At 72.7% G+C, this 25,999-nt stretch carries 22 protein-coding genes; 4 read left to right on the forward strand and 18 right to left on the reverse strand.

The features are described 5' to 3' along the window. Nucleotides 1–12 precede the first annotated feature (12 nt). A complete protein-coding gene (locus ACZ59A_RS34525; RefSeq protein ID WP_470967107.1) occupies nucleotides 13–873 on the reverse strand; it encodes a hypothetical protein in 861 nt (286 codons plus the stop codon). A 62-nt stretch (nucleotides 874–935) separates the two neighbouring features. Further along, nucleotides 936–2,174: a glycosyltransferase family 4 protein gene (locus tag ACZ59A_RS34530; protein WP_470967025.1), complete on the reverse strand. Its 1,239-nt coding sequence runs from the start codon at nucleotides 2,172–2,174 to the stop codon at nucleotides 936–938. A 270-nt stretch (nucleotides 2,175–2,444) separates the two neighbouring features. Here ACZ59A_RS34530 and ACZ59A_RS34535 point away from each other — a divergent pair, with 270 nt between their 5' ends. Then, nucleotides 2,445–3,275, forward strand: coding sequence for a hypothetical protein (locus tag ACZ59A_RS34535; protein ID WP_470967028.1), 831 nt, complete (start codon nucleotides 2,445–2,447; stop codon nucleotides 3,273–3,275). A gap of 62 nt (nucleotides 3,276–3,337) precedes the next feature. Continuing rightward, nucleotides 3,338–3,703 (forward strand): hypothetical protein, encoded by a 366-nt coding sequence (locus ACZ59A_RS34540; protein ID WP_468050406.1) that lies wholly within the window; start codon nucleotides 3,338–3,340, stop codon nucleotides 3,701–3,703. Nucleotides 3,704–3,746: 43 nt separating this feature from the next. On the opposite strand, the gene der is transcribed toward ACZ59A_RS34540, so the two are convergent. The 15 genes from der to ACZ59A_RS34615 all read right to left on the reverse strand — a co-directional run bounded on the left by der (nucleotide 3,747) and on the right by ACZ59A_RS34615 (nucleotide 20,671). Continuing rightward, a complete protein-coding gene (gene der / locus ACZ59A_RS34545) occupies nucleotides 3,747–5,210 on the reverse strand; it encodes a ribosome biogenesis GTPase Der (RefSeq protein ID WP_470967031.1) in 1,464 nt (487 codons plus the stop codon). A 54-nt stretch (nucleotides 5,211–5,264) separates the two neighbouring features. After that, entirely contained in the window at nucleotides 5,265–5,945 is a 681-nt protein-coding gene (locus tag ACZ59A_RS34550; protein WP_470967034.1) for a lysophospholipid acyltransferase family protein, read from the reverse strand. Further along, nucleotides 5,942–6,646 carry a (d)CMP kinase gene (gene cmk, locus ACZ59A_RS34555; RefSeq protein ID WP_470967036.1) on the reverse strand — a complete coding sequence of 235 codons (705 nt, stop codon included), beginning with the start codon at nucleotides 6,644–6,646 and terminating at the stop codon, nucleotides 5,942–5,944. The genes ACZ59A_RS34550 and cmk overlap by 4 nt, the downstream gene beginning before the upstream one ends. Nucleotides 6,647–6,751: 105 nt before the next feature. Beyond that, nucleotides 6,752–7,837: a prephenate dehydrogenase gene (locus tag ACZ59A_RS34560; RefSeq protein ID WP_468050402.1), complete on the reverse strand. Its 1,086-nt coding sequence runs from the start codon at nucleotides 7,835–7,837 to the stop codon at nucleotides 6,752–6,754. After that, the gene (gene aroH / locus ACZ59A_RS34565; protein WP_470967039.1) at nucleotides 7,834–8,196 is read right to left on the reverse strand and encodes a chorismate mutase; all 363 of its coding nucleotides are present in this window, start codon (nucleotides 8,194–8,196) and stop codon (nucleotides 7,834–7,836) included. The genes ACZ59A_RS34560 and aroH overlap by 4 nt, the downstream gene beginning before the upstream one ends. 112 nt (nucleotides 8,197–8,308) lie before the next feature. After that, nucleotides 8,309–9,334, reverse strand: a complete 1,026-nt coding sequence (locus tag ACZ59A_RS34570) for an ADP-ribosylglycohydrolase family protein (RefSeq protein ID WP_470967110.1) — start codon at nucleotides 9,332–9,334, stop codon at nucleotides 8,309–8,311. Continuing rightward, nucleotides 9,331–10,407: a pseudouridine synthase gene (locus tag ACZ59A_RS34575; RefSeq protein WP_470967041.1), complete on the reverse strand. Its 1,077-nt coding sequence runs from the start codon at nucleotides 10,405–10,407 to the stop codon at nucleotides 9,331–9,333. Before ACZ59A_RS34575 ends, ACZ59A_RS34570 begins: the two co-directional genes overlap by 4 nt. Then, nucleotides 10,407–11,084 carry an SMC-Scp complex subunit ScpB gene (scpB, locus tag ACZ59A_RS34580; protein ID WP_468050400.1) on the reverse strand — a complete coding sequence of 226 codons (678 nt, stop codon included), beginning with the start codon at nucleotides 11,082–11,084 and terminating at the stop codon, nucleotides 10,407–10,409. Before scpB ends, ACZ59A_RS34575 begins: the two co-directional genes overlap by 1 nt. Next, nucleotides 11,081–12,229 carry a segregation and condensation protein A gene (locus ACZ59A_RS34585; protein ID WP_470967045.1) on the reverse strand — a complete coding sequence of 383 codons (1,149 nt, stop codon included), beginning with the start codon at nucleotides 12,227–12,229 and terminating at the stop codon, nucleotides 11,081–11,083. Before ACZ59A_RS34585 ends, scpB begins: the two co-directional genes overlap by 4 nt. A 66-nt stretch (nucleotides 12,230–12,295) precedes the next feature. After that, a complete protein-coding gene (locus ACZ59A_RS34590; RefSeq protein WP_470967047.1) occupies nucleotides 12,296–12,904 on the reverse strand; it encodes a hypothetical protein in 609 nt (202 codons plus the stop codon). Continuing rightward, nucleotides 12,889–13,905: a ParA family protein gene (locus ACZ59A_RS34595; protein WP_468050593.1), complete on the reverse strand. Its 1,017-nt coding sequence runs from the start codon at nucleotides 13,903–13,905 to the stop codon at nucleotides 12,889–12,891. Before ACZ59A_RS34595 ends, ACZ59A_RS34590 begins: the two co-directional genes overlap by 16 nt. 543 nt (nucleotides 13,906–14,448) lie before the next feature. Next, a complete protein-coding gene (gene ald / locus ACZ59A_RS34600) occupies nucleotides 14,449–15,564 on the reverse strand; it encodes an alanine dehydrogenase (RefSeq protein WP_468050592.1) in 1,116 nt (371 codons plus the stop codon). A 264-nt stretch (nucleotides 15,565–15,828) separates the two neighbouring features. Beyond that, nucleotides 15,829–17,841 (reverse strand): tetratricopeptide repeat protein, encoded by a 2,013-nt coding sequence (locus ACZ59A_RS34605; protein WP_470967049.1) that lies wholly within the window; start codon nucleotides 17,839–17,841, stop codon nucleotides 15,829–15,831. A gap of 456 nt (nucleotides 17,842–18,297) precedes the next feature. Then, complete coding sequence (locus tag ACZ59A_RS34610) at nucleotides 18,298–18,924, reverse strand: NUDIX domain-containing protein (protein ID WP_470967052.1); 627 nt, start codon at nucleotides 18,922–18,924, stop codon at nucleotides 18,298–18,300. Nucleotides 18,925–19,015: 91 nt separating this feature from the next. Next, complete coding sequence (locus tag ACZ59A_RS34615; RefSeq protein WP_468050395.1) at nucleotides 19,016–20,671, reverse strand: CTP synthase; 1,656 nt, start codon at nucleotides 20,669–20,671, stop codon at nucleotides 19,016–19,018. Nucleotides 20,672–21,197: 526 nt separating this feature from the next. Here ACZ59A_RS34615 and ACZ59A_RS34620 point away from each other — a divergent pair. Both ACZ59A_RS34620 and ACZ59A_RS34625 read left to right on the forward strand, forming a co-directional pair. Further along, entirely contained in the window at nucleotides 21,198–23,000 is a 1,803-nt protein-coding gene (locus ACZ59A_RS34620) for a glycoside hydrolase family 15 protein (protein ID WP_470967113.1), read from the forward strand. A gap of 29 nt (nucleotides 23,001–23,029) precedes the next feature. After that, the gene (locus ACZ59A_RS34625) at nucleotides 23,030–24,733 is read left to right on the forward strand and encodes a PucR family transcriptional regulator (RefSeq protein ID WP_470967054.1); all 1,704 of its coding nucleotides are present in this window, start codon (nucleotides 23,030–23,032) and stop codon (nucleotides 24,731–24,733) included. Between the two features lie 6 nt (nucleotides 24,734–24,739). On the opposite strand, the gene ACZ59A_RS34630 is transcribed toward ACZ59A_RS34625, so the two are convergent. Further along, nucleotides 24,740–25,915: a glycoside hydrolase family 64 protein gene (locus ACZ59A_RS34630; RefSeq protein WP_470967057.1), complete on the reverse strand. Its 1,176-nt coding sequence runs from the start codon at nucleotides 25,913–25,915 to the stop codon at nucleotides 24,740–24,742. Nucleotides 25,916–25,999 lie beyond the last annotated feature (84 nt).

The raw sequence follows: 25,999 nt of genomic DNA on the forward strand, positions 1-25,999 counted from the left end.
GGGCAGGACGGGTCAGTCCGGATCGGAGACCCGCACCGACAGGTTGTTGTCGACGGTGTAGTACGGGCGGACCGCGGCGGTGCCGTGCGGGGCGTCGACCGCCCGCGCCGGGTAGGTGAAGATCTCCTTCTTGTCCGCGACGTCGTCCAGAATCCGGGCCAGCCGGACCGGGGCCGTCGCTTCGTCCGCCGGACGCAGCCACAGGTCCCACAGGTCCGCGCCGCCGTCCCAGCGCTCCGCGAGCCGCGCGGAGTCGAGGGTGAAGGAGAACGCGGCGCCGTCCGCCGTCACCGGCGCCGTGCACACCAGGTCCCGGTTCCGGCGGAACCGGGCCTCGGCCACCGCGCCGTCCAGCCAGGCGGCCGGGTGCTCCACCCGGTACAGCTTCCCGCTGACCGCCATCGCGCCGTCCTCCAGCCGGATCTCCCCGGCCTCGGCGTGCGGCACCCGGCGCCAGGTGCGCAGGCTGAGGTTGCCGTGCTTGGTGGCGTACGGGATCCGGACGGACAGCGGCGAGGTGCTGGGGCCGGGCCTGCGGTCGACCAGCGAGCGCAGATCGTGCAGACCGGGGACGAGCCGCTGCGGCTCCTGCTCCCCGTACGCCACGAACACGTCCCAGCGGCCCTCGGGCAGGGTGACGGTGCCGGGCAGCGCGGCCTGCAGGCGGCCGTCGGCGGTGGGGCCCAGCGGCAGCCGGACCTCGCCGTCGTCGGCGGGCCCGGCGCCGCGCAGCATCAGGACCAGCGCCCCGTTCCAGTTGTCGTAGCTCCCCGGCTCCGGGCGGGCCCAGTCGGAGATGTGGAAGGTGAGTCCACCGGCGGAGTCCGCGACGCAGTCGGCGCGCGTCGCGGCGGCCTCGGTGGCTTCCCTCATGCTGTCCCCCTCGATGGGCTCGACGCGCTCGGCCGGTCTCGCCATCGCGCTCCCCTGTGCACTCATGCCACTCGCACCCTTCTCATCGCCTCGGTCGTCGCCATCGCCCCGCCGACCAGTGAGCCGCGGGCCCGGTGCAGCGAGCCGCGCAGCCCGCCGCGCGTCGCCAGGTCGGCGAAGAGGGCCTCGTAGCGGCCGGCCACCCGGGACGGATCGAAGCGGGCGGAGTCCTTCAGCGCCGCCTGGCCCATCTGCTGCCGCAGTTCGTCGTCGTTGATGAGGTCCAGCAGCGCCCCGGCGATCGCGTCGGCGTCGCCGGAGGGGACGAGACGGCCGTCCACGCCGTTGTCGATGATCTCGGCCGGGCCGTGCGGGCAGTCGGTGGCGACCACGGGGAGGCCGCAGCGCATCGCCTCCACGATCGTCATGCCGAACGACTCCAGGCTGGAGGTGACGGCCGCTATCGAGCCCTTGGCCCACTCGGGGTCCAGCGGGTTGGCGGGGCCCATGAGGAAGACGTGGTTGTAGAGGCCGAGCTTGTCGATGAGGGCGCGCAGCTTGGCGCGCTGTTCGCCGCCGCCGTAGATCCGCAGCCGCCAGTCCGGGCGGGCCGCGCTGACCTTGGCGAACGCCCGTATCAGCAGGTCGTACCGTTTCACCGGGGCGAGCCGCCCGGCCGCGACGACCCATTTGCCGGTGCCGTCGGCGGGCTCCAGACCGGGCGCGGGGACGCTGTTGGGCACGGACTCGATCCGTACGCCCGGCAGCCGCATCTGGCCGCGGTAGTCCTTGGCGTCGGCCTCGGTCACGGTGGTCACCGCGTCCAGCCGGGGGTAGAAGCCGCGCAGGGTCCGCGTCAGCCCCTTGGAGTGGGTGCTGAGCGTCAGATGCTCCTGGCCGATCCGGACCGGGCCGCGGCGCGCCTCCCGGGCGATGTGCACATTGAGCCCCGGGCGGGTGCCGACCACCACATCGGCCTGAAGTCCGCGCAGATGCTCGCCGATCCGGCGGTCGGTGAGCTCGCTGTACTGCTGGTACCGGCCCTCGGTGACCGGGAAGAGCTTCGCGGGCCGCGTGTACGCGGGGTCGTCACCCTCGTAACCGGGGCTGTTCCTGCGGATGTCGACGAGATGGCTGACCCGCACGTTCGGGCCCGGGTCGAAGATCGGCTGATCCCGGTGGCGGAACACCGAAACGATCTCCACGTCGTGCTGCTCGCCCAGGGTGCGGGCGAGGTTGTACGTGGTCCGGATCGTCCCGCCGATCCCGTACGCGTTGTGAATCAGGAATGATATATGCATTCCGTCCCGTATCCCACCGTTTCCCCGCGGACGCGGTAACTCGTCCGCCTACCACGAGGTAAGACACCGAAAGTGGCTGTCGGGTTGGGTTCCATCACCGTCTTGTTCCCCAACAGATAGGAAATCGGTAGCCAATTCAGGGAACTTCCCGGGGAACTTCCGCATCAGACGGGTGGCGGACGGAGCGCGCGTGACCCCCGCCGTGGATGGCCGTTGTCTACGTATGAGCCGGGGACCGCCCGGCCACGGACCGAGACCGAGGAGCCACCCGTGCCGCGCATGCTCGACGTCAGCGATGACGTACGTGCCGAGATCGGCGACGAAGAAGCCGACCGGCTGCTCGCCGGTGACAACGCCCCGGGCGCCTACGACTGCACGTCCTGCCGCACCCCCGGCAACTCCGACCAGGAGCGCACCAGCACGGTGCTGTTCGTGGGGCAGGAGACCGCCGTGCTCGCGTTCGCGCACGCCACCTGCGTCCCCTCCCAGGTCGTCCCGGTCTCCGAGGAGCAGCTGGCCGGTGCGGTCCGCTCCATCACCGCCGAGGAGTCCGCGCCGTACGCGGCCGAGCCGCCCCCCGCGCAGCCCGCGCCCGCCGCCTACCCCTACGCCGCCCCGCCGCCGCCCCAGCAGGCGGTGCTCGGCGTCACCAGCGGGGTGGTGCTGGTGGGCGGGGAGCAGCGCCCGGCGCTGGTCGTCGAGCCGACCGGGCCGATCACCCGGCCCGGCGCGACCGGGCACGGCGACGACTTCCTGCAGCTCCTCACCGAGCAGGGCTTCCTGCCGGTGGTCGACCTCGGCCGCCCGCCGGTGGCCATCCCCGGCTGGTCGGTGCTGCTCGCCATGGGACAGCTGCACGCCGTGCTGATGCCGACGGCGAACGGCGGCTCCCCGGTGGCCTGGTGGCAGGCGCACAGCCCGATGCCGCTCAGCGAGGGCTGGCGCAGCGCGGTGGGCCGCTCCCAGCAGGTGCTGGTGTACGCGGCGGCGGCGGGCACGATCGGCACCCAGCCGCGGGAGGACCAGCTGCGCGCCGCCCTGGACCGGGCCGCGGCGCGCGGCGCGCTGGTCGGCGCCTCGATGCCGCTCGCGGGCACCTGATCCGAATGGCCCACCCCGTCCCGGGCTGCCGCTGCCTGACCCATGCGGCCCATTCGCCGCCTATGCCGCATCCCAAGGGCGGCCTGGTCGTTGGCACATACGTGCACGGATACGACCTCCCCTACCGCTCCCCCTCTTACGCCCACATCCCGGCCATGCGCCCGGCGCTGGAGGCGTCGCCCGACCCGTGGCGGCACTCCGCGACGCCGATCTACGACGCGCTGTACGCGGAGTACCGGCGGCTGTTCCGGGCGCTGCCCGGCGACCGGTCAGACGAGGAGGATCTGGGGTTCGTCGCGTTCAGCGCCATCGGCCAGCCCCGCGGCCTGACCAGCGGCGGCCACGGCGGGGCCTGGGACACCGGCGGGCTGTACTACCGCGCGTACCTGCCCGCCCTGCCGCCCGGCCAGCGCGACGGGCGCTACTGAGCGCCACCCGTCGGGTGGCGCCCCGCGCGGCCGTCAGGGGTTGCTACCTCTTACGGCCGCGCTTCTCGCGCACCCGCACCGAGATCTGGATCGGGGTGCCCTCGAAGCCGAACTCCTCGCGCAGCCGCCGCTCGATGAAGCGGCGGTAGCCCGCCTCCAGGAAGCCCGAGGCGAAGAGGACGAACCGCGGCGGCCGGGTTCCGGCCTGGGTGCCGAACAGGATGCGGGGCTGCTTGCCGCCGCGGATCGGGTGCGGGTGGGAGGCGACGATCTCGCCGAGGAACGAGTTCAGCCGCCCGGTCGGCACCCGGGTCTCCCAGCCCGCCAGCGCGGTCTCGATCGCCGGGACGAGCTTCTCCATGTGGCGGCCGGTACGGGCCGAGACGTTGACCCGTGGCGCCCACTGGATCTGCCCCAGCTCCGTGTCGATCTCGCGCTCCAGGTAGTAGCGGCGCTCCTCGTCGAGGGTGTCCCACTTGTTGTACGCGATGACCATCGCGCGCCCGGCCTCCACGGCCATCGTGATGATCCGCTGGTCCTGGACGCTGATGGGCTCGCTGGTGTCGATGAGGATGACCGCGACCTCGGCCTTCTCCACGGCGGCCGCGGTGCGCAGCGAGGCGTAGTAGTCGGCGCCCTCCTGGAGGTGGACGCGGCGGCGGATACCGGCGGTGTCCACGAACTTCCAGGTGATCCCGCCGAGTTCGATCAGCTCGTCGACCGGGTCGCGGGTGGTGCCCGCGACCTCGTTGACGACCACGCGCTCCTCGCCCGCGACCTTGTTGAGCAGCGAGGACTTGCCGACGTTCGGGCGGCCGATCAGCGCGATGCGGCGCGGGCCGCCGACCGTGGCCCCGAAGGTCTGGGCCGGGGCCTCGGGCAGCGCCTCCAGCACCGCGTCGAGCATGTCGCCGGTGCCGCGGCCGTGCAGGGCGGAGACCGGGTGCGGCTCGCCGAGGCCGAGGGACCACAGCATCGCCGCGTCCGCCTCGCCGCTCGGGCCGTCGACCTTGTTGGCGCACAGCACGACCGGCTTCCCGGCCCGGCGCAGCAGCTTGACCACGGCCTCGTCGGTGTCGGTCGAGCCGACCGTGGCGTCCACCACGAAGACGACCGCGTCGGCGGCCTCGATCGCGTACTCGGCCTGGGCGGCCACGGACGCGTCGATGCCGAGCACGTCCTGTTCCCAGCCGCCGGTGTCGACCACCTTGAAGCGGCGTCCCGACCACTCGGCCTCGTAGGTGACCCGGTCGCGGGTGACGCCCGGCTTGTCCTCGACGACCGCCTCACGGCGGCCGATGACCCGGTTCACCAGGGTCGACTTGCCGACATTCGGGCGGCCGACGATGGCGAGCACCGGCAGCGGTCCGTGCCCCGCCGCGGCGAGATCGCCCTCGACCTGTTCCAGGTCGAAGCCCTCCTGCGCGGCGAGCTCCATGAACTCCGCGTACTCGGCGTCGCCCAGCTCTCCGTGCTCGTCGCCGCCGCTGTGGATCTGGTCGTTCATGAAGTGATGTCCTCGTCGTCCCTCAGTGCCGCGCGCCCCGTTGAGCGCGCGGGTCTATGTCTCGTTACGGCGGCCCGTGAGCCGCCTGGCGCTCCCCAGGTGCTCGCCCAGTCGCTTCTGGATGAGCACGGTCGCCTCGTCCAGCGCCGCCCGGGTCCGCCGCCCGCTGCCGTCCCCCGCCTGGAACGGGTCGCCGAAGACCACGTCGACCCGGCTGCGCAGCCTCGGCAGCGCCCGGGCCCGCCCGTCGGCGCGCCGCTGCTCGCCGGTGCCGAGCACGGCCACCGGCACGATCGGGGCGCCGGACCGTACCGCGAAGTACGCGAGCCCCGAGCGCAGCGACGCGAAGTCGCCCTCGCCGCGGCTGCCCTCGGGGAAGATCCCCAGCACCGAGCCGCGCTCCAGCAGGCCCAGCGCGTGGGTGACCGCGGTGCGGTCGGCGCTCTCCCGGTCCACCTTCAGCTGGCCGACGGAGCGCATGAACGGGTCCAGAGGACCGACGAACGCCTCCTTCTTGACCAGGAAGTGCACCGGACGGGGCGCGGTGCCGATGATCATCGGGCCGTCGACGTTGTGGGAGTGGTTCCCGGCCAGGATGACGGGCCCGGCGGACGGGATCCGCCACGCGCCCAGCACCCGCGGCCGCCACAGCCCGTACATCAGGCCGATGCCGATCCGGCGCCCCACCACGGCGCCGGCCGCGCTCGGCAGCGCCGGGCCCTCGGTGGCGGTCATGCGGCGGCCCGCTTCTCCTCGACCAGCGTGACCACGCACTCGATGACCTGGTCGAGGGTGAGGTCGGTGGTGTCCACCTCGACCGCGTCGTCGGCCTTCGCCAGCGGCGACGCCTTGCGGCCCGAGTCGGCGGCGTCCCGCTTGGCGAGCGCCGCCTGGGTGGCGGCCAGGTCGACGGCCTCCTTGCCCTTCAGCTCCCCGCTGCGGCGGGCGGCCCGCGCCTCGGCGGAGGCGGTGAGGAAGACCTTCAGGTCGGCGTCCGGGAGCACGGTGGTGCCGATGTCCCGGCCCTCGACGACCATGCCGCGCGGCGCCTCGGTGGCGATCGTCCGCTGCAGCTCGGTGATCACCTGGCGCACCTCGGGGACCGCGCTGACCGCGCTGACCCGGGAGGTGACCTCCTGGGTGCGGATCGGCCCGGAGACGTCGGTGCCGTCGACGGTGATGGTCGGGGCGGACGGGTCGGTGCCGGAGACGATGACCGGCTTGCGGGCCGCGTCGGCCACGGCGACGGCGTCCTCGACGTCGATGCCGTTGTGCACCATCCACCAGGTGATCGCCCGGTACTGGGCGCCGGTGTCGAGGTAGCCGAGGCCGAGCTTGGCCGCGACCGCCTTGGAAGTACTGGACTTGCCCGTGCCTGCGGGGCCGTCGATCGCGACAATCACTGCTGCCGGGGCCGTCCGGGCGGCGGTTTCCACGGTGACAGACACCTTTCGTATGCACGGGGCTGGGTTGAACGGAGCTTGGTGAGAGCCCCGGACAAGGTTACTGGCTCATCCGGGGCTCCCGGTCACCGCCGGAGGTCACTGCCTGATGGACCAGCCACGCTCGCGGAGGGCCTTGGTCAGGCCGGGTGCGGCGGCGGGCTCGACCATCAGCTGGATCAGGCCCGCCTGCTGGCCGGTGGCGTGCTCGATCCGTACGTCCTCGATGTTGACGCCCGCCCGGCCCGCGTCGGCGAAGATCCGGGCCAGCTCGCCCGGCTGGTCACCGATGAGAACCGTCACGGTCTCATAGACGGCCGAGGCGGCGCCGTGCTTGCCCGGCACCCGCTCACGCCCGGCGTTGCCGCGGCGCAGCACGTCCTCGATACCGGCTGCTCCCCCGCCGCGCTTGGCCTCGTCGGCCGACTGCAGCGCGCGCAGCGCCCGTACCGTCTCGTCCAGGTCGGAGGCGACCGCGGCGAGCACATCGGCGACCGGGCCGGGGTTGGCCGACAGGATGTCGATCCACATCCCGGGGTCGGAGGCCGCGATCCGGGTCACATCGCGGATGCCCTGGCCACAGAGGCGTACCGCGGTCTCGTCCGCGTCCCGCAGCCGCGCCGCGACCATGCTGGAGAGCAGATGCGGGGTGTGCGAGACGAGCGCCACGGCCCGGTCGTGCGCGTCGGCGTCCATCACCACGGGGACGGCGCGGCAGAGCGCGACCAGTTCCAGTGCGAGATTGAGCACCTCGGTGTCGGTGTCGGCGCCGGGTGTGAGCACCCACGGCCGCCCCTCGAACAGATCCGCGGTGGCCGCCAGCGGCCCGGAGCGCTCCCGCCCGGCCATCGGATGCGTACCGATGTACCGGGTCAGGTCGCAGCCCAGCTCCTCCAGCTCACGGCGCGGCCCGCCCTTGACGCTGGCCACGTCCAGACAGGCCCGGGCCACGCCCCGGCGCAGCACATCGGCCACCGTCCGGGCCACGTAGGCGGGCGGTACGGCGACGATCGCCAGGTCCACGGGCCCGTCCGGCTCGTCCTGGGTCCCGGCCCCGAGCGCCGCCGCGGTCCGGGCCGCGTCCGCGTCGTGGTCGGCGAGGTGGACGTGGATCCCACGGCCCGCGAGGGTGAGCGCGGCGGAGGTACCGATCAGTCCGGTACCGATGACGAGGGCTGTTCTCACTGGGCGATGTCCTTGCGGAGGGCCGCCGCGGCGCCGAGGTACACATGGGCGACGTCGGTCTTGGCGAGGTCGGTCTCGACATGCGCGAGTATCCGGACGACCCGCGGCATGGCACCGGCGATGTCCAGCTCCTGCGCGCAGATCAGCGGCACGTCGCTGATCCCGAGCTTGCGCGCGGCCACCGCGGGGAAGTCGCTGTGCAGATCGGGCGTGGCGGTGAACCAGACGCTGATCAGGTCGTCCGGCACCAGGCTGTTGCGCTCCAGGATCGCGGTCAGCAGCTCGGAGACCTGCTCCCGCATGTGCCCCGCTTCGTCCCGCTCCAGCTGTACCGCCCCGCGGACCGCTCGTACCGCCACGTCTGTGCTCCCTGCGCGCTGCTGTGCCTGTGCCGCGTCTCACGCGTGTCCACGTGTCGTACGCGTCCTCAGTTGTCCCCGATCAGCCTAACCAGCCCGGCCCATCACGCGCTCACGCGTCCCACAGGGAGCCCAGCGCCAGCAGCTCGTCCCGGTACTCGATCCGCCCGGTCCACTCGCCGGGCCAGGCACCGGCGCCGAGATACGCGCCGGCGAAGGCGCCGGCGAGGCAGGCGATCGAGTCCGAGTCGCCGGAGGAGCAGGCGGCCCTGCGCACGGCGAGCACCGGCTCCTCGGGGAGGAGCAGGAAGCACAGCAGCCCGGTGGCCAGCGCCTCCTCCGCGATCCAGCCCGCGCCGGTGGCCAGGCACGGATCGGCCTCCGGGTCGGGGGCGCGCAGGGCGTCGTCCAGCCGGTCGAGGACGCCCAGGCACTCGTCCCAGCCACGCGCCATGAACGTCGTGGGCGAGGGGTCGTGGGAGTGCCGCCAGAGGTCGCCGAGCCAGTCCTCGCGGTAGCGGGTGCGGTTCTCCTCGGCGTGCGCGCGCAATAGCCCGGGCAGCTCGGCCGGGCGGGCGCCCCGCGCCAGCACGTACACCGCGTGCGCCGTCAGCTCGCTCGCGGCGAGCGCGGTCGGATGCCCGTGCGTCAGCGCGGACTGGAGCTGTGCGGCCCCCGCCCGCTGGTCGCCGGTCAGGCCGGGCACCAGCCCGAGGGGCGCGACGCGCATATTGGCGCCGCAGCCCTTGGAACCGAGCTGGCTCGCCTCCGCCCAGGGACGCTCCTCCTGGCTGAGCAGCTGGCAGGCCCGCAGACAGGTGGCACCGGGCGCCCGGTTGTTGTCCGGGGAGCGCCACCACTCCACGAACTCCTCCCGCACCGGCCGGGCGAAGCGCAGCGGTGCGAGCGGGCCGCGCTCCATCGCCGTGCGCAGTCCGCGGCCGAGCGCCAGGGTCATCTGGGTGTCGTCGGTGACGTACGCGGTGCCGGGGTGCCCCGGCAGCTCCATCCGCCGCCACGGCCCGTGCGTGGCGAGGATCGACGGCACGTCGTGGAACTCGGTCGGGAAGCCGAGGGCGTCGCCGAGCGCCAGTCCGAGCAGGGAGCCGGTCGCCGGGCGCTTGGCGGGCGCGGTCAGAGGTCGACCTCGCGCATCAGCATGCCGACCTCGGTGTTGGTGAGGCGGCGGAGCCAGCCGGACTTCTGGTCGCCGAGGGCGATGGGGCCGAAGGCGGTGCGGACCAGCTTCTCGACCGGGAAACCGGCCTCGGCGAGCATGCGGCGGACGATGTGCTTGCGGCCCTCGTGCAGGCTGACCTCGACGAGGTAGTTCTTGCCGGTGTTCTGGACCACCCTGAAGTGGTCCGCGCGGGCGTAGCCGTCCTCCAGCTCGATGCCGTTCTTGAGCTGCTTGCCGAGGTCGCGCGGCAGCGGGCCCTGGATGGCGGCGAGGTAGTGCTTCTTGACGCCGTAGCGGGGGTGGGTGAGGCGGTGGGCCAGCTCGCCGTGGTTGGTGAGCAGGATGATGCCCTCGGTCTCGGTGTCGAGGCGGCCGACGTGGAAGAGCCGGGTCTCGCGGTTGGTGACGTAGTCGCCCAGGCACTGGCGGCCGTCCGGGTCCTCCATGGTGGAGACCACACCGGCGGGCTTGTTCAGCGCGAAGAACAGGTACGACTGGGTCGCGACGGTCAGCCCGTCGACCTTGATCTCGTCCTTCTCCGGGTCGACGCGCAGCCCCTGCTCCGTGACGATCTTGCCGTTGACCTCGACGCGGGCCTGGTCGATCAGGTCCTCGCAGGACCGGCGCGAGCCCATGCCCGCGCGGGCCAGGACCTTCTGCAGCCGCTCGCCGTCCTGCTCGCCGAAGGTCTTGGGCAGCTTGGTCTGCGGCTTGTTGTGGCGGGCCCGGTTCCGCTCCTCTATCTGCGCCTCGTACTCGCGCGGGCGGGCCGGGGCGTTGGGCTTCCGGCCGCGGCCGCCGACGCCCTTGGGGGCGCCGCTGCCCGTGGCACCGCCCCGGGGGCCGCCGCCGCTCTGCTTCGGGGCGCCCGCGTCGTAACGGCGCTCCTCGGGGCGGGGGCGACCGGTGCGCTTCGGCTTGTCGTCGCGCCCGTTCCCGGCCCCCCGGTAGTTCTTGCCGCCGCTGCCGCCCTTGCCGCCGCTGCTGCCGCCGCTACCGCTGCCCCTGCTGTTCCTGCCGCTGCTTCGCATCAAGTTTCCGTCTGAGAGTGGCTGCTGTCGTCTGCGTCTACGGGTGTTACGTCTGTGTCCGGTGCGTCCGGGTCGAACGACGGCACGCCCTCCTGGGACTCGCCCTCGACCGCGTCCACCTCGGGGAGGAAGGGTGCCAGCTCCGGAAGCTCGTCCAGGCCGCGCAGGCCCATCCGCTCCAGGAAGTAGTTCGTCGTCCTGTACAGGATCGCACCTGTTTCGGGTTCCGTGCCCGCCTCCTCCACCAGTCCGCGCTGCAGGAGGGTGCGCATCACGCCATCGCAGTTCACGCCGCGGACGGCGGAGACGCGGGAACGGCTGACCGGCTGACGGTACGCGACCACCGCGAGGGTTTCCAAAGCGGCCTGGGTGAGACGGGCGTGCTGGCCGTCCAGGACGAAGCCCTCGACGGCTGCGGCGTACGCGGGCCGGGTGTAGTACCGCCAGCCGCCCGCGACCAGCCGCAGCTCGAAGCCGCGGCCCTGCGCCGTGTACTCGTCCGCCAGCTCCCGCAGCGCCCCCGCGACCACGCGGCGCGGGCGGTCCAGCACCTTGGCGAGGTGCTCCTCGGTGGCGGGTTCGTCGACGACCATGAGGACGGCCTCCAGCGCGGGCCTGAGGTCGAGCGCCGCGACCTCCGAGAGCTCCGGCTCGGCCGCGGTTGTCGGCTCGCTCACGTCCGTACCTCCTGTGCCTGTGCTTTCTCGTCCTTGGGCCGGGACTCCTGGTCGAACTCGTCGGTGACCAGCGGCCGCTGCCCGTCCTCCGCGCCCGACCAGCGCACCATGAGCGCCCCCAGCGCCTCCGGCTGGTCGAGCAGGACCGCGCGCTCCCGGTACAGCTCCAGCAGCGCCAGAAAGCGGGCCACGACGGTGAGCACATCCGGGGCGTCCGCGGTGAGCGTGGCGAAGCTGGCCTCCCCCAGCTCCCGCAGCCGCCCCACGACCACCTCCGCCTGCTGCCGGACGCTCACCAGCGGGGCGTGGATGTGGTCGACGTACACCTGCGGCTTGGGCTTGGCCTGCATCGCCTTGACGGCCAGCTGTGCGAACCCCTCCGGGCCGACGCGGATGACGACGTCGGGCAGCAGATCGGCGTGGTGCGGCTCCAGCCCCACGGTACGGGGGTAGCGGCGGGCCTCCTCGATCAGCCGGTCGTTGAAGATGTCCGCGATCCGCTTGTACGCGCGGTACTGGAGCAGCCGCGCGAACAGCAGGTCCCGGGCCTCCAGCAGCGCCAGATCCGCCTCGTCCTCCACCTCGGCGGCGGGCAGCAGCCGGGCCGCCTTGAGGTCGAGCAGGGTCGCCGCGACCACGAGGAACTCGGTGGTCTGGTCGAGGTCCCAGTCCGGCCCCATAGCCCGGATGTGCGCCATGAACTCGTCGGTGACCTTGGAGAGGGCGACCTCGGTGACGTCCATCTTGTGCTTGGAGATCAGCTGGAGGAGCAGGTCGAAGGGCCCCTCGAAGTTGTCGAGCCGGACGGTGAAGACGCCGCTGCCGTCCGCGGCCGCTTCCCCGTCCTCGGCGCGCTCGCCGTCCTCGGGCGGGGGTCCCGCGGGGCCTCCGTGGTCCTGTGCGGCGGACGGGGGCCGTACGTCGGCGTCGCCGTCGTCCCGGCCCTCAGCCCGCTCATGCGCGGGCTCGGCGGGCTCCTCGGGGCCGCTCGGCGCGGCCGGGGCCGCCGCGACCGCGTCCCGAGCCTCCTCGGCCGCCGCTGGGGCGGCCTCGGGTGCGGGCCGCGCGGCGGGCGGGGGCGCGCCGGGGCCTCGGCCCAGGGGGCGGCGGCGGGACGGCGGGTCGTGCGGGTCGTGTGTCGGCATCGCGGTCCAGGGTGCTCAGGGCCGGGCGGTCAGCCCGCGATCGGGGCAGGCTATCGCCCGGCCCGGTCAGCGGCCGCGCAGGCGGCGCACCAGAATGCTCGCGTCGCCGCGCGACTCCAGATCGGCGAGGACGACCGCGACGGCCTCGCGGACGATCCGGCCGCGGTCGACCGCGAGTCCGTGTTCGCCCCGCAGCACCAGCCGCGCGTGTTCGAGGTCCATCAGCTCCTCGGCGGAGACATAGACCGTGATCTTCTCGTCGTGGCGCTCGCGCCCGCTGGGGCGCCGGTTGGCCGCGCGGGAGCGGCGGCGGGCGGGGCCGCCCTGGGCGGGCGGGGCCGTGCCGTCGGACGCCTGGCGGCCCTTGGCGGACCGCTCACCGGCCCCGGGCCCGGCCGCGGTCGCCGCGGCGGGGCGTCCGCCGCCCGCGTCCTGGGGAGTCGTCTCACGGCCCGTGTGCTCGGCCGCGCCGGACTGCTCGCCGCCCTCGGCCGGTGCGCCGCCCGGTGCCGCCTCGCCGCCGCCCGGGTCGGGCTCGGAGGCGGGGGCGGGCACCCGGGGGGCCTCGCCGTTCGCCTGGCGGCGGCCGGCCGCGGGCGAGGAGGACTGGAGCCCCATCCCTCCCGTGGTGCGGAACAGTTCGTCGGCTCCCGGCAGACTCACTCGGCGTGACACCGGGCGAGCACCTCCCTGGCGAGCTGGCGATAGGCGGCGGCACCGACGGAGTTGGACGCGTACGTGGTGATCGGCTCACCGGCGACCGTGGTCTCCGGGAAGCGGACCGTACGGCCGATCACCGTGTGGTAGACGTGATTGTCGAACGCCTCGACCACACGGGCGAGGACCTCACGGCTGTGCACGGTGCGCGAGTCGTACATGGTGGCGAGAATGCCGTCGAGCTCCAGGTCGGGGTTGAGCCGCTCCTGGACCTTCTCGATGGTCTCCGTGAGCAACGCCACACCGCGCAGCGCGAAGAACTCGCACTCCAGCGGCACGATCACCTTGTGCGCCGCGGTGAGCGCGTTGACGGTGAGCAGGCCGAGCGACGGCTGGCAGTCGATGACGATGTAGTCGTAGTCCGCCATCAGCGGCTTGAGCGCCCGCTGGAGGGTGGACTCGCGGGCCACCTCGCTGACGAGCTGCACCTCGGCGGCCGACAAGTCGATATTGCTGGGCAGCAGGTCCATATTGGGCACGGCCGTCTTCAGCAACACCTCGTCGGCCGACATGCCCCGCTCCATGAGCAGGTTGTAGACGGTGAGGTCCAGCTCCATGGGGTTGACCCCGAGGCCGACCGACAGCGCGCCCTGCGGGTCGAAGTCGACGAGCAGGACCCGGCGTCCGTATTCGGCGAGGGCCGCGCCCAGGTTGATGGTCGAGGTGGTCTTGCCGACGCCGCCCTTTTGGTTGCACATCGCGATGATCTTCGCGGGGCCGTGGTCGGTCAGCGGTCCCGGGATCGGGAAGTACGGCAGCGGCCGACCGGTGGGGCCGATGCGCTCGCGCCGCTGGCGGGCCGCGTCGGGGGCGAGGGTGGCCGCGTATTCGGGATCGGGCTCGTACTCGGCGTCCGGGTCGTAGAAGTGCCCGTCGGGCAGGTCGTCGTAGTCGGCGAAGCGGGCGGGTTCGTTGCCCCCCTTGTCGCCGGCCATGGCGTTCACGTGATGGCCGTCCATGCTGTGGCTCTGGTGGGCTGTCGTCATGCTCGTCACGCTCTGGTGGGTTGCGAAGGTACGGACAGCGACGGAGCCGACAGCCTCGAGCCCCGAGGGGCCCTGGCCCCGCGCAGCCGGTCCTGGTTGACCACCCCCGGGAGAAAATGTCGACTCATTCACAAGTCGTCCTACCTCCTTGGTGACCAGGAAATTTCTCGATAGGTCAGCGTGACACCATGCCGACGGTTGGCGACTCTATGGCGTGTCGGCGGTCCGCAGCAACACAATCCACCGGACACGGCACGATGTGTCGGCAATCGAACACCCCGATGTCAAGGGCGTATGGGCGGCGCTGCGGAGATTTCACCACCCCCCAAAGCGTCTGGATAGTTACATTCAGGGCGAGTTGGCCGAAGCCCGAGTCGGCCCTGATCCGGGGCGTACCGGACACACCCGCGGCCGGGTCCTGCCCCTCGACAAGACCCGGCCGGATGCTCGGTGTTGACCTGATGTTGACGGCTCGCGTTGACCTGCCGTCGCCCGGAGTTGACCGGCTGCGCGGCCTCAGCCGATGAGCGAGGCCAGTTCGACGGAGGGCAGTCCGTGGGCCTCGGCGACCGGCCCGTAGACGACCTCGCCCTCATGGGTGTTGAGCCCCTTGGCCAGCGCGGCGTCCCGGCGCACCGCGTCCCGCCAGCCGCGGTTGGCCAGCTCGACGATGTACGGGAGCGTGGCGTTGGTGAGCGCGTGGGTGGAGGTGCTGGGCACCGCGCCCGGCATGTTGGCGACGCAGTAGAAGACCGAGTTGTGCACCACGAAGGTCGGCTCGGCGTGGGTGGTGGGACGGGAGTCCTCGAAGCAACCGCCCTGGTCGATCGCGATGTCGACAAGGACACTTCCCGGCTTCATGCGGGACACCAGCTCGTTGGTGACGAGCTTGGGCGCCTTGGCGCCGGGGATGAGCACCGCGCCGATGACGAGGTCGGCCTCGAGGACCGCCTTCTCCAGCTCGTAGGCGTTGGAGGCGATCGTCTGCACGCGGTTGCCGAAGATCCGGTCGGCCTCGCGCAGCTTGTTGATGTCCTTGTCGAGCAGGGTCACGTGGAAGCCCATGCCGATGGCGATCTGCGCGGCGTTCCAGCCGGAGACGCCGCCGCCGATGACGACCGCGCGGGCGGCGGCCACGCCGGGCACGCCGCCGGGCAGCGCGCCGCGGCCACCGGCCGAGCGCATCAGGTGGTACGCGCCGACCTGGGGCGCGATCCGGCCCGCGACCTCGGACATCGGGGCGAGCAGCGGCAGCGTGCGGTTCGGGGCCTCGACGGTCTCGTACGCGATGGCGGTGGTGCCGGACTCCAGCAGCGCGTCGGTGCAGGCGCGGGACGCGGCGAGGTGGAGGTAGGTGAAGAGCGTCTGGTCCTTGCGCAGCCGGTGATACTCCTCCGCGATCGGCTCCTTGACCTTCAGCAGCAGGTCGGCGATGGCCCAGACCTCGTCGGCGGTGGCGAGGATGGCGGCACCGGCGGCGACGTACTCCTCGTCGGTGATGGAGGAGCCCAGACCGGCGCTCTGCTCCACGAAGACCTCGTGGCCGTTGCGTACCAGCTCGTGCACACCGGCGGGGGTGATGGCCACACGGAACTCGTTGTTCTTGACCTCGCGGGGGATACCGACCTTCACGTCGATCACGGTCCTTGATATGGGGGGACTAAGGGCTTGACCGGCCACAACTGGCCCGAGACCAGCTGGAACCGGCCACACACCGGCAAAACGGAATATGTCCGTACGCCGAAAGCTACCGCAGCGATCGCGGGTACAGCCAGTGTAATGAAGGACGTCTCGCTGTCTAGCCTTGCATTGCTTCAATCTTTCGCGAGACCACCACTGATTTCGTAGGTCGACTCGCGATCTCCCCTCAGTCCCGGGGTTCGAGGCCCCCCGGCGTCATGCGCCCTCACCGCGCTGAGACCTGGACCACTCGTCCGCCCGCCGCGCCGCCGCGGCCGCCTCCGACCAGGTACGCAGCGCCTCCTTCGACCGTCCCGTCTTCTCCTGGGCCTTCGCCGTGCCGCTCAGCGCCCGCGCGTACCCCTCCAGATCCCCGGCCCGGCGGCAGGCGGCCGCGGCGGCCCGCCAGTCGCGCAGCGCCTCGCCCCAGCGGCCCGCGTAGCCGCGGACGGTGCCGAGACGGGCGTACAGCCGGGCCTCGGCGGCCAGGTCACGGCGGCTCAGCCGCAGTTCCAGGGCCCGGCCGTACCAGTCGGCGGCCCGGCTCCAGTCCTCCAGCTCCTGGTACGTCCCGCCGATGGACTCCAGCGCCCGCCCGGTCGTGTACGGATCGCCCGCCGCGCGGGCCGCCTCCAGCGCGCCCTTGTAGCGGGCGAGCGCCTTGTCGACCCGGCCGGCGCCCGCGTCCAGATCGCCCAGGTTCAGCAGCGCCGCCGCCCGCTCCACCGGCAGATCGCGGCGCCGGGCCACGTCCAGCACCAGCTGGTGGAGCCCGTACAGTTCGGGCGCCGCGCCCTCGGCGCCCCGGTGCGCGGTCAGCGCGTGGGTGAGCGCGGCCACCAGCCGCCGGGCCAGGGTGTCGACCTCACCGACCTCGACGGCCATCCGGGCGGCCTCGACCAGCGCGGGCAACCGGCCCTCCAGCCACTCCCCCGCCGCCTTCGCCGACGGAAACCGCAGCGACCCCGGCAGCGCCTTCAGCTTCTCGCGGGCCGGGGTGCCCGGCGGCTCGGCGGCCAGGCGGCAGGCGTGCAGCTGCCGTACGGTGCGCTCCAGCATCCGCGCCCGGGCCAGCTCCACCTCCGCCGGTCGCTCCGTCGCCTCCAGCAGCTCGCGCAGCAGCGGGTCGAGGCAGCCGGGCAGCTCGTACCGGCCCACCTCGCGCGGCCGCAGCATCCCGTACCCGGCGAAGCCCTCCAGCGCCGCCCGGCCGTCCGCCACCGAGCATCCGGCCAGCGCGGACGCGGTGTGCGCGTCGGCCGAACCGGCCGGTGCGAGCGCCAGCAGCCGCAGCATCCGGGCGGCGGCCGGGGGCAGCGAGCCGTACGCCAGCCGGAAGGCGCGGGCCAGCGGGCGGGCGCCGCGGTCCACGTCCCCGTCGGTCGGCGGCAGTTCGCGCAGCCGCTCGATGACGTCGGACACCGAGTCCTTGGGCCGGGCGGCGAGCCAGCCGCCGACCAGCACGAGCGCCGCGGGCTGCCCGGCGCACTCCTCGACCAGGCTCTGCGCGGCCACCGGATCGCAGGTGATCCGGGTGGGCCCGGCGTACTGCGCCAGCAGCCCGACCGCCGCGCTCACGTCCAGCCCGCCGACGGTGCACGGGCGGACGTCCGGAACGCCGGTCAGCGGGCCCCGCGAGACCGCGATCACCAGGCAGTCGGGTTCGTCCGGCAGCAGCGCGTCCACCTGCTCGGCGCCCGCCACGTCGTCGAGCAGCAGCAGGACGCGCTTGCCGGTCAGCGCGTCCCGGAGCATCTCGCCCAGCTCGTCCTCGTCCGCGCCGGGCGGGGCGGTCACACCGAGCCTGACCAGCAGGTCGCGGGCGGTGCGCTCGGTGGGGACGGGGTCGCCCGCGGACGTCATCAGCCGGGCCTGGAGCACCCCGCCGGGGTAGTCGTCCGCCAGCCGCCGGGCCAGCTCCTCCGCCAGTGCGGTACGGCCCCAGCCGGGGCGCCCCGCGATGAGCAGCACCCGGCTGCGGGCGGCCTTGCGGCCCGCGATCGTGTCGAGCCCGGCGCGGTCGATGTCGGCCCGCAGCGCGAGCAGCTCCCGGCGGCGGCCCGCGAACCCCCGGCCCACGGTGGCGGCGGCCGCGAACAGCACCGCGCGCGTCGCGCCGCTCCACACCCCGCCGTCGGCCGCGCCCCGTGCCGGAGGCACACCGTCCGCATCCCCGTCCACGGGTTCACCCAGGGGCTCCCCGTCGGTGTCGACCGCCTGCTCCGCCACGGGCCCCACTCCCGTCCACCTGCGCATACGAGCCCGCCGCGGCTGCGGTCAGGGTTCGTATGAGCGTAGTTCACTCCGCGTCAGGTCCCGGGCACTCCGGGCCGGTGACGCGGGCTGAAAATCACCCCATCGGATGGTCCGAGGATGGATACGCCTGCGGCGGGCCGTCCCCCACCCCTCCCCTTCCCGAACCATGGGCTCCGCCCCTGGACCCCGCTGGGATCCGACGACCGACCGGTGGCCGCCGACGGCGGGAGGGGCGGGGTCGCAGGGGTGGGGTCCTGGACACCACGTGTATTTGTGGCGCCAATCGCCCGACGTTCACCCCACGCTTCACCTCAGCGGCGCCGTAAATAGACGGTCCAGGGCCCTGCCCCGGAGACCCCGCCCCGGCACCGACCACCCAGCGCCCGCGCACCCGCCCACCTGGCGGAGCCCCCGCGACGGCCCCGGCGGCTACGCCTCGAACGGGCGGGCGGGCCAGGGGGCGTCGGCTGGGCGGAGGGTGTCCACGCCGTCGCCCGCCAGCGCGGCGTGGAGGGCCAGGACGCCCACCGCGAGGCAGTTGTTGTGCAGGTCACCGGCCAGCACACCGCGCACCAGCTCGTCCAGCGGCACGCGGGCCAGCTCCATGTCGGCCTCCTCCTCGGAGACCTCGTAGCGCTCGCCGTCCGCCGCGGAGATCTCCCGGGCGAGGAAGACCCGTACGGCCTCGTCGCAGCCGCCGGGCGTGGTGTAGACGTCCGTCAGCACGCGCCAGTCCTCGGCCTTGACGTGCGCCTCCTCGTACAGCTCGCGCTGCGCGGCGTGCAGGGGGTTCTCGCCGGGGATGTCGAGGAGACCGGCCGGGATCTCCCAGAGGCGGTGGCGGACCGGGTGGCGGTACTGGCGCAGCACGATGACGCGGCCGCTGTCGTCGAGGGCCAGGACGGCGACGGAGCCGGGGTGGACCTGGTAGTCGCGGGTGACCGTCGTGCCGTCGGGCATGACGACCTCGTCGGTGCGCACGCTCGTCTTGTTGCCGGTGAACGGCGTGGCGGTGGCGACGGTCCGCCACTCCTCGGGGGTGTCCTGGATGCCCATTGCTGTGCCTCAGCGTCCTTTCGGCGTGCGGTTGGCCGGGGGCGGCGGGCCGTTCACGAAACGCCCGCGCCCCCGGGGCCAACCGTATCGGTCAGGCGCCCGCGGGCCGCCCGTGACCAGCGGTCTGTCGCTCGACTGCCGCCTTCACCAGACCCGCGAAGAGCGGGTGCGGGCGGGTCGGCCGGGAGCGCAGCTCGGGGTGGGCCTGGGTGCCGACGAGGTAGGGGTGGACCTCGCGCGGGAACTCGACGTACTCGACCAGCTTGTTGTCGGGGGAGGTGCCCGAGAAGACGAGCCCGGCCTTCTTCTCCAGCTCACCGCGGTAGGAGTTGTTGACCTCGTAGCGGTGGCGGTGGCGCTCCTCGACGTACGGCTGGTCGTCGTAGACCTCGCGGACGATCGAGCCCTCGGCGAGCTTGGCCGGGTACATGCCCAGCCGCATCGTGCCGCCCATGTCGCCGTCGCCCGCGACGATGTCCAGCTGCTCGGCCATGGTGGAGATCACCGGGTCGGTGGCGGCCGGTTCGAACTCGGTGGAGTTGGCGCCGTCGATGCCCGCCAGGTTCCGCGCGGCCTCGATGACGATGCACTGGAGGCCGAGACAGAGACCCAGCAGCGGGATCTTGTTCTCGCGGGCGTAGGTGATCGCGCCGACCTTGCCGATGACGCCGCGGTCGCCGAAGCCGCCGGGGATGCAGACCGCGTCGCAGTCCGACAGCTGCTGCCGGGCACCGGCGGCCGTCTTGCAGTCGTCGGACGTGACCCACTTGATCTTCACTCGGGCGTTGTTGGCGAACCCGCCCGCGCGCAGCGCCTCGGTGACGGACAGATAGGCGTCGGGCAGGTCGATGTACTTGCCGACGAGCGCGACCGTGACCTCGTGGTCGGGCTGGTGGACCCGCTTCAGCAGGTCGTCCCACTGGGTCCAGTCCACATCGCGGAAGGGCAGGTCCAGCTTGCGGACGACATAGGCGTCCAGCCCCTCGGAGTGCAGCACCTTCGGGATGTCGTAGATCGACTTGGCGTCGATGGCGGCCACCACCGCGGCGTCGTCCACGTCGCACATCAGCGAGATCTTGCGCTTGATGGAGGTGGGGACCTCGCGGTCGGCGCGCAGCACGATGGCGTCCGGCTGGATACCGATGTTGCGCAGGGCGGCGACCGAGTGCTGGGTGGGCTTGGTCTTCAGCTCGCCGGACGGGCCGATGTACGGCAGCAGGGAGATGTGCACCACGAAGACGTTGTCCCGGCCGACCTCGTGGCGGACCTGGCGGACGGCCTCCAGGAAGGGCAGCGACTCGATGTCGCCGACGGTCCCGCCGACCTCGGTGATGACGACGTCCACGTCATCGGTGGCCATGCGCCGGATGCGGTGCTTGATCTCGTTGGTGATGTGCGGAATGACCTGCACGGTGTCGCCCAGGTACTCACCGCGCCGCTCCTTGGCGATCACGCTGGAGTAGACCTGGCCAGTGGTGACGTTGGCGGAGCCGTCGAGGTCGACGTCGAGGAATCGCTCGTAGTGGCCGATGTCCAGGTCGGTCTCGGCGCCGTCGTTCGTGACGAACACCTCACCGTGCTGGAACGGGTTCATCGTGCCCGGGTCGACGTTCAGATACGGGTCGAGCTTCTGCATGGTGACCCGCAGACCCCGCGCTTTGAGCAGCGCACCGAGGCTGGAGGCGGTCAGGCCCTTGCCGAGTGAGGAAGCGACACCCCCGGTGACGAAGAGGTGCTTGGTCGTCATGGGCTTAGCGGCAATGGCCAAAAGGGGGCTCCCGTGGTCGCGTCGTGAGGGTGCGGTCCGGCAGCGGCCCCGCTTTCGCGGGGGTGCCGTCGCTGAGGTTCGGGGGGTTTGTGCCCGCCGCTCCACGGGCTACCAGGGTAACAGTGCCCCGGGGCGGCCGCTGGCGGCCGTCCGCGCGACACCCCCCGCCGGACCTCCGCCGCACCGTACGCTGTCATGACAACAACGCGTATCGCCCGCACCTCGCGTCACCTCGCGTATCGCCACAGCCACCGCCCGTACGCGACCGCCCGGCACCGTCGGACAGCCATCCGTGATCCGGGCAGCCGATCGCCGTCGTGACGCGAACCACGATATGGACGGGGCTCAAGCGGTTCACTGTCCTCCGTCGTATCCTGCTCGGACGAAACGCTACGAGCCCCGGCACGGCACCACCAGCTCGCCCCCGGAACTAGAGCTCGTCCAATATTTCCGGAGACCGTAAGCACGCCCGCAGGGGCATACGGCCGTTCGAATGGGGAAGCACGTGGCCGGGCGTATCGAGGACTACGCACTCATCGGTGATATGCAGACCGCCGCCCTCGTCTGTAAGGACGGGACGGTGGACTGGCTGTGCCTGCCGCGTTTCGACTCCCATGCCGTCTTCGCGGGTCTCCTGGGCACCGAGGAGCACGGCTTCTGGCGGCTGGGCCCCGCCCACGCCACCGGCAGCGCGCCCCCGGCCGCCGACCGCCGCCGCTACCGGGGCGACTCGCTGGTACTGGAGTCGGAGTGGGACACCCCGCGCGGCACCGTCCGCGTGATCGACTTCATGCCGCCGCGGGACGGCGCCCCGCAGCTGGTGCGGATCGTCGAGGGGGTCAGCGGCCGGGTGCCGATGCGCTCCGCGCTGCGGATGCGCTTCTCGTACGGCTGGGTCGTGCCGTGGGTGCACAAGGTGGACTCGCGGACGGTCGCCGTCGCCGGTCCCGACTCGGTGTGGCTGGACACCGAGGTCGACACCTTCGGCAAGGACCTCACCACCTACGCCGACTTCACCGTGGCCCCCGGCGACCGGATCGCCTTCACCATCAGCTGGCAGCCCTCGCACAAGGAGCCGCCCGCCCTGCCCGAGCCGGAGACCGCGCTGGAGGCGACCGAGGACTTCTGGCGGGAGTGGGTCGAGCACTGCACGTACCACGGCCCCTACCGGGACGCGGTCGTCCGCTCGCTGATCACCCTCAAGGCGCTCACCTACGCCCCCACCGGCGGCATCGTCGCGGCGCCCACCACCTCGCTGCCCGAGGAGATCGGCGGCGTACGGAACTGGGACTACCGCTTCACCTGGCTGCGGGACGCCGCGATCACCCTGTCCTCCCTGCTGCGCACCGGCTACCGCGAGGAGGCGCGCGCCTGGCGCGAATGGCTGCTGCGCGCGGTCGCGGGCGACCCGGAGAACCTGCAGATCATGTACGGCATCGCGGGTGAGCGCGAGCTGTCCGAGGCCGAGCTGACCTGGCTCCCCGGCTACGAGGGCTCCCAGCCGGTCCGGGTCGGCAACGGCGCGGCCGGTCAGCTCCAGCTGGACGTCTACGGCGAGGTCACCGAGGCCCTGCACCTCGCCCACATGACGGGCCTGGCCCGCAACGACTACGCGAGCGTGCTCCAGCTCAAGCTGATCCGCTACCTGGAGGAGCACTGGGACGAGCCCGACGAGGGCATCTGGGAGGTGCGCGGCCCGCGCCGCCACTTCGTGCACTCCAAGGTGATGGCCTGGGTCGCCGTCGACCGCACCGTCAAGCTCATCGAATCGGGCGACGTGGACGGCCCGTTGGACCGCTGGCGGGATCTGCGCGACGAGATCCACCGGGACGTGTGCGAGAAGGGCTACGACGCCGAGCGCAACACCTTCACCCAGTCCTACGGCTCCAAGGAGCTGGACGCCTCGCTGCTGCTCATCCCGCAGATGGGCTTCCTGCCGCCGGACGACAAGCGGGTCATCGGCACCATCGAGGCGATCCAGCGCGAGCTGTCCACCTCCGACGGCTTCGTGATGCGCTACCCGACCGCGGGCGAGGACGCGGGCGTGGACGGTCTGGAGGGCGACGAAGGCGCCTTCCTGGCCTGCTCGTTCTGGCTCGCCGACGACCTGGCGATGATCGGCCGGGTGGACGAGGCCCGCAGGCTCTTCGAGAAGCTGCTCGGCCTCCGCAACGACCTGGGCCTGCTGGCCGAGGAGTGGGACCCGCGCCTCCAGCGCCAGGTGGGCAACTTCCCGCAGGCGTTCAGCCATGTCCCCCTGATCGACACCGCCCTGCGCCTGACCGCCTCCGGCGCGTACGGCGGCTGACGCGGCGGCTCGCGGAGCGCCGGGACCGGATGGATACGCAAGGAACGATCACCGTGGCGCGGGCGCTGGATCTGCCCGCCCTGCGCCGTGGCCTCCCCGAGGTGGTGACCGGGGGCGACCTGCTGGACCGCCCGGTGCGCTGGGTGCACGCGGGCGAGGCGCCGAACATCGCGGCCCTCCTCAAGGGCGGTGAACTGCTGCTGACCACCGGTCTCGGCGTCGGGCCGCGCCCCGCCGAGCAGCGGGCGTTCGTCCGGCGGCTGGCCGAGCGCGGGATCGCGGCGCTGGTGGTGGAGCTGGGGCCGCGGTTCCGTACGCTCCCGGTGGCGGTCGTCGACGCGGCGCGCTCGTGCGGGCTGCCGCTGGTGCAGCTGCATCGCGAGGTGCCGTTCGTGGCGGTCACCGAGGAGATCCACACCGAGATCGTCAACGAGCACTACGCCCTGCTGCAGCAGGCCGACGTCGTCCACCGCCAGGGCACCGAGGTGCTGCTGCGGGGCGGCGGGGTGCCGGAGATCCTGCGGAACTTCGCGGAGTTCGCGGGCAACCCGGTGTTCCTGGAGACGCCCGACGGACGGCTGCTGTTCGCGGCCGGGCCCGCGGGCGTACGCCCCGGCGGCACCGATCCGCTGCAGGCGTGGGAGGGGCTGCGGGCCCGCCACGCGGACCGGCGGCCGCCCGAGCCGTCGGCGGGGCTTCCCACGGGACTTCCGGCAGGGCTTCCCACTGGCAGCGTGCTGGCCGATGTGCCGGGCGGCGGCCAGGGCCCCGGCGCGGTACGGGCCCGGCTGACCGTGCTGCCGGTGGCCGCGCCGCTCGCCCCGGTGCACCGCATCGCCGCCGAGCGGACCGCGGATCTGCTGGCGGTGGTGCTGCTGCGGGCGCGTCAGGAGGAGGAACTGACGGCGCGCGGCCGGGGCGACTTCCTCACCGATCTCGCGGAGGGGCGCGTCGAACCGTCGGACGCGCCCGCGCAGGCGCGGGTGCTGGGCTTCCGGCCGTCCGGCGACGGCCCGCTGCTGCCGATGGTGATGCGGCTCGCGGAGGATCCCCATCCGCTGAGCGGGGCCACCGGTGGCGGCGGCGCGGAGAGCTGGGCGGCGCTGGCGCACGCGCTGCGGGAGGAGCTGGCGGCGGTGGGCGTGCCGGTGCTGCTGGGCGTACGGCTGCCGGAGGGCCGGGTGCCGGTGCTGGTGGGCCTGCGGACCGCGGCGGACCGCGGCGCGGTGGCCATGCGCGTCGCGGCGGCCCTGCGGGCGGGCGTGGCGCGGGCCTGGCCCGACCGTCCCGCCGGGGCGCATCCGCCCGTGGTGATCGCCGGGCTCGCGGCCGGCTGGGACGCGGTCGGCGGCGAGCTGCGGCACGCGGCGGAGGCGGCGCACGCGGCGCACGGGCTGGCGGACCGGGACTGGTACGACGTACGCAGCCTCGATGTCGACCTATTGCTGTGGCGACTGCGTGAGCACGGGGATCTGGCCGCCTTTGTCGACCGGGTGATCGGCCCGCTGCTCGCCCATGACCGTGCCGCCCGTCCACCGCTGGTGCCGACGCTGGAGGTCTATCTGCGGCACGCGGGCCGCAAGGCGGAGACGGCCCGCGCGCTGCACCTCAACCGCCAGACGCTGTACGACCGGCTGGCCCGGATCGCCCGGCTGCTCGGCACGGACCTGGAGGACCCCCAGACGGTGCTCGCTCTGGGGGTGGCCCTCCAGGCCCGCCGCCATGTGCGGTGAGGCCGCCTAGAACGGGGTGAGGGTCAAGGTGATCCCGGTCGGGGCGGTGTCCTGGATGTACGACGCGAAGTCGGCCACGTCGTCGAAGGCGAAGCCGTACGCCTTGCCGTCGGCCGTCGCCGCGTGCATCGCCTTGGCGTAGTGGTGGGTGACCGGCTCCCCGTAGAAGGCGGCCGGGTCGGTCGTCGGCTGGGCGGCGGTGTCGTGCAGCGTGGTGCGGTTGAAGCCCGCGCCGAGGATGGCCGCGACCGGCCCCGTCGTACCGTCGTTGGGCGCGGCCAGGGCGCCGTCGCAGAAGAGCACGTCCTTGGTGGACGGCTTGCCGAAGGCGACGGAGGCGGGCCCGGTGAAGGAGAACTTGCCGCCGCTGACGCGGCCGGTGAAGGTGCCCGCGTTGGTGGTGACCTTGAGGTCCTTCGAGGTGTACGCGTCCCAGACCTGGTCGATGTACGGCGCGAAGTAGTCCTGCGCGAACAGCCCCTCGCCCATGCCGTGGCCGGGGGCGATGACCCGCAGATCGTCCCCGATGATCAGCTTCTTGTAGGCGTCGACGCCCCGCAGATCGGAGAAGATCTTGGCGCGGGCGCCCTCCTTGAGGGTGCCGGTCGTCTGGTCCTTGGCGCCGGTGAGGTGGATGGCGAGCGGGACGCTGAACATGTCGACCATGGTGGTGTTGCAGAACATGCCGGAGGCGTTGAAGGTGAACTCCGCGCAGTCGTGCATGACCTGGTAGTTCGGGTCGCCGGACACCCAGCCCGCCGGGTACTGGAGCGCGGCCTTGCCCGCCCCGTCCGCCACCACCTTGAACTTGAGCTTGGCGCCCAGCGCGACGTAGATCCGGCCGGACATCCGGGGCAGCTTCAGCTTCGTGTCGCCGCTTCCGGCGAGCGGGATGGCGTAGTCGGCGAAGCCGTCGGCGCCGTTGTCGGAGAGCGCGACGGGGGCGACGGCGCCGTCGGGGGTGACACGGACCTGTTGATTGTCGACATTGCCGACGATATAGAGCCATACCGACGCGTTACCGAACTGGCCGGTCTTGTTGACGACCGTGAGGGGAAGCGTTTCGGCAACGCTCGCCGGGCGTTGCGCCGCACCGGCGCGGCCACTGGCGAGCGTGAGGCCGGTGCCCGCGGCAGCGGCGGAAGCGGCGATACCGCTCAACAGCATTCTGCGCGTGATCATGACAAAGTACTCCTCGGCGTAGTGGGGGTTGCCGGGACATGGCACAGCACATGCCATGAGGAAAGACGGAGGTCGCGCCGGAGG

The organism is Streptomyces sp. NPDC040405 (assembly GCF_055595765.1).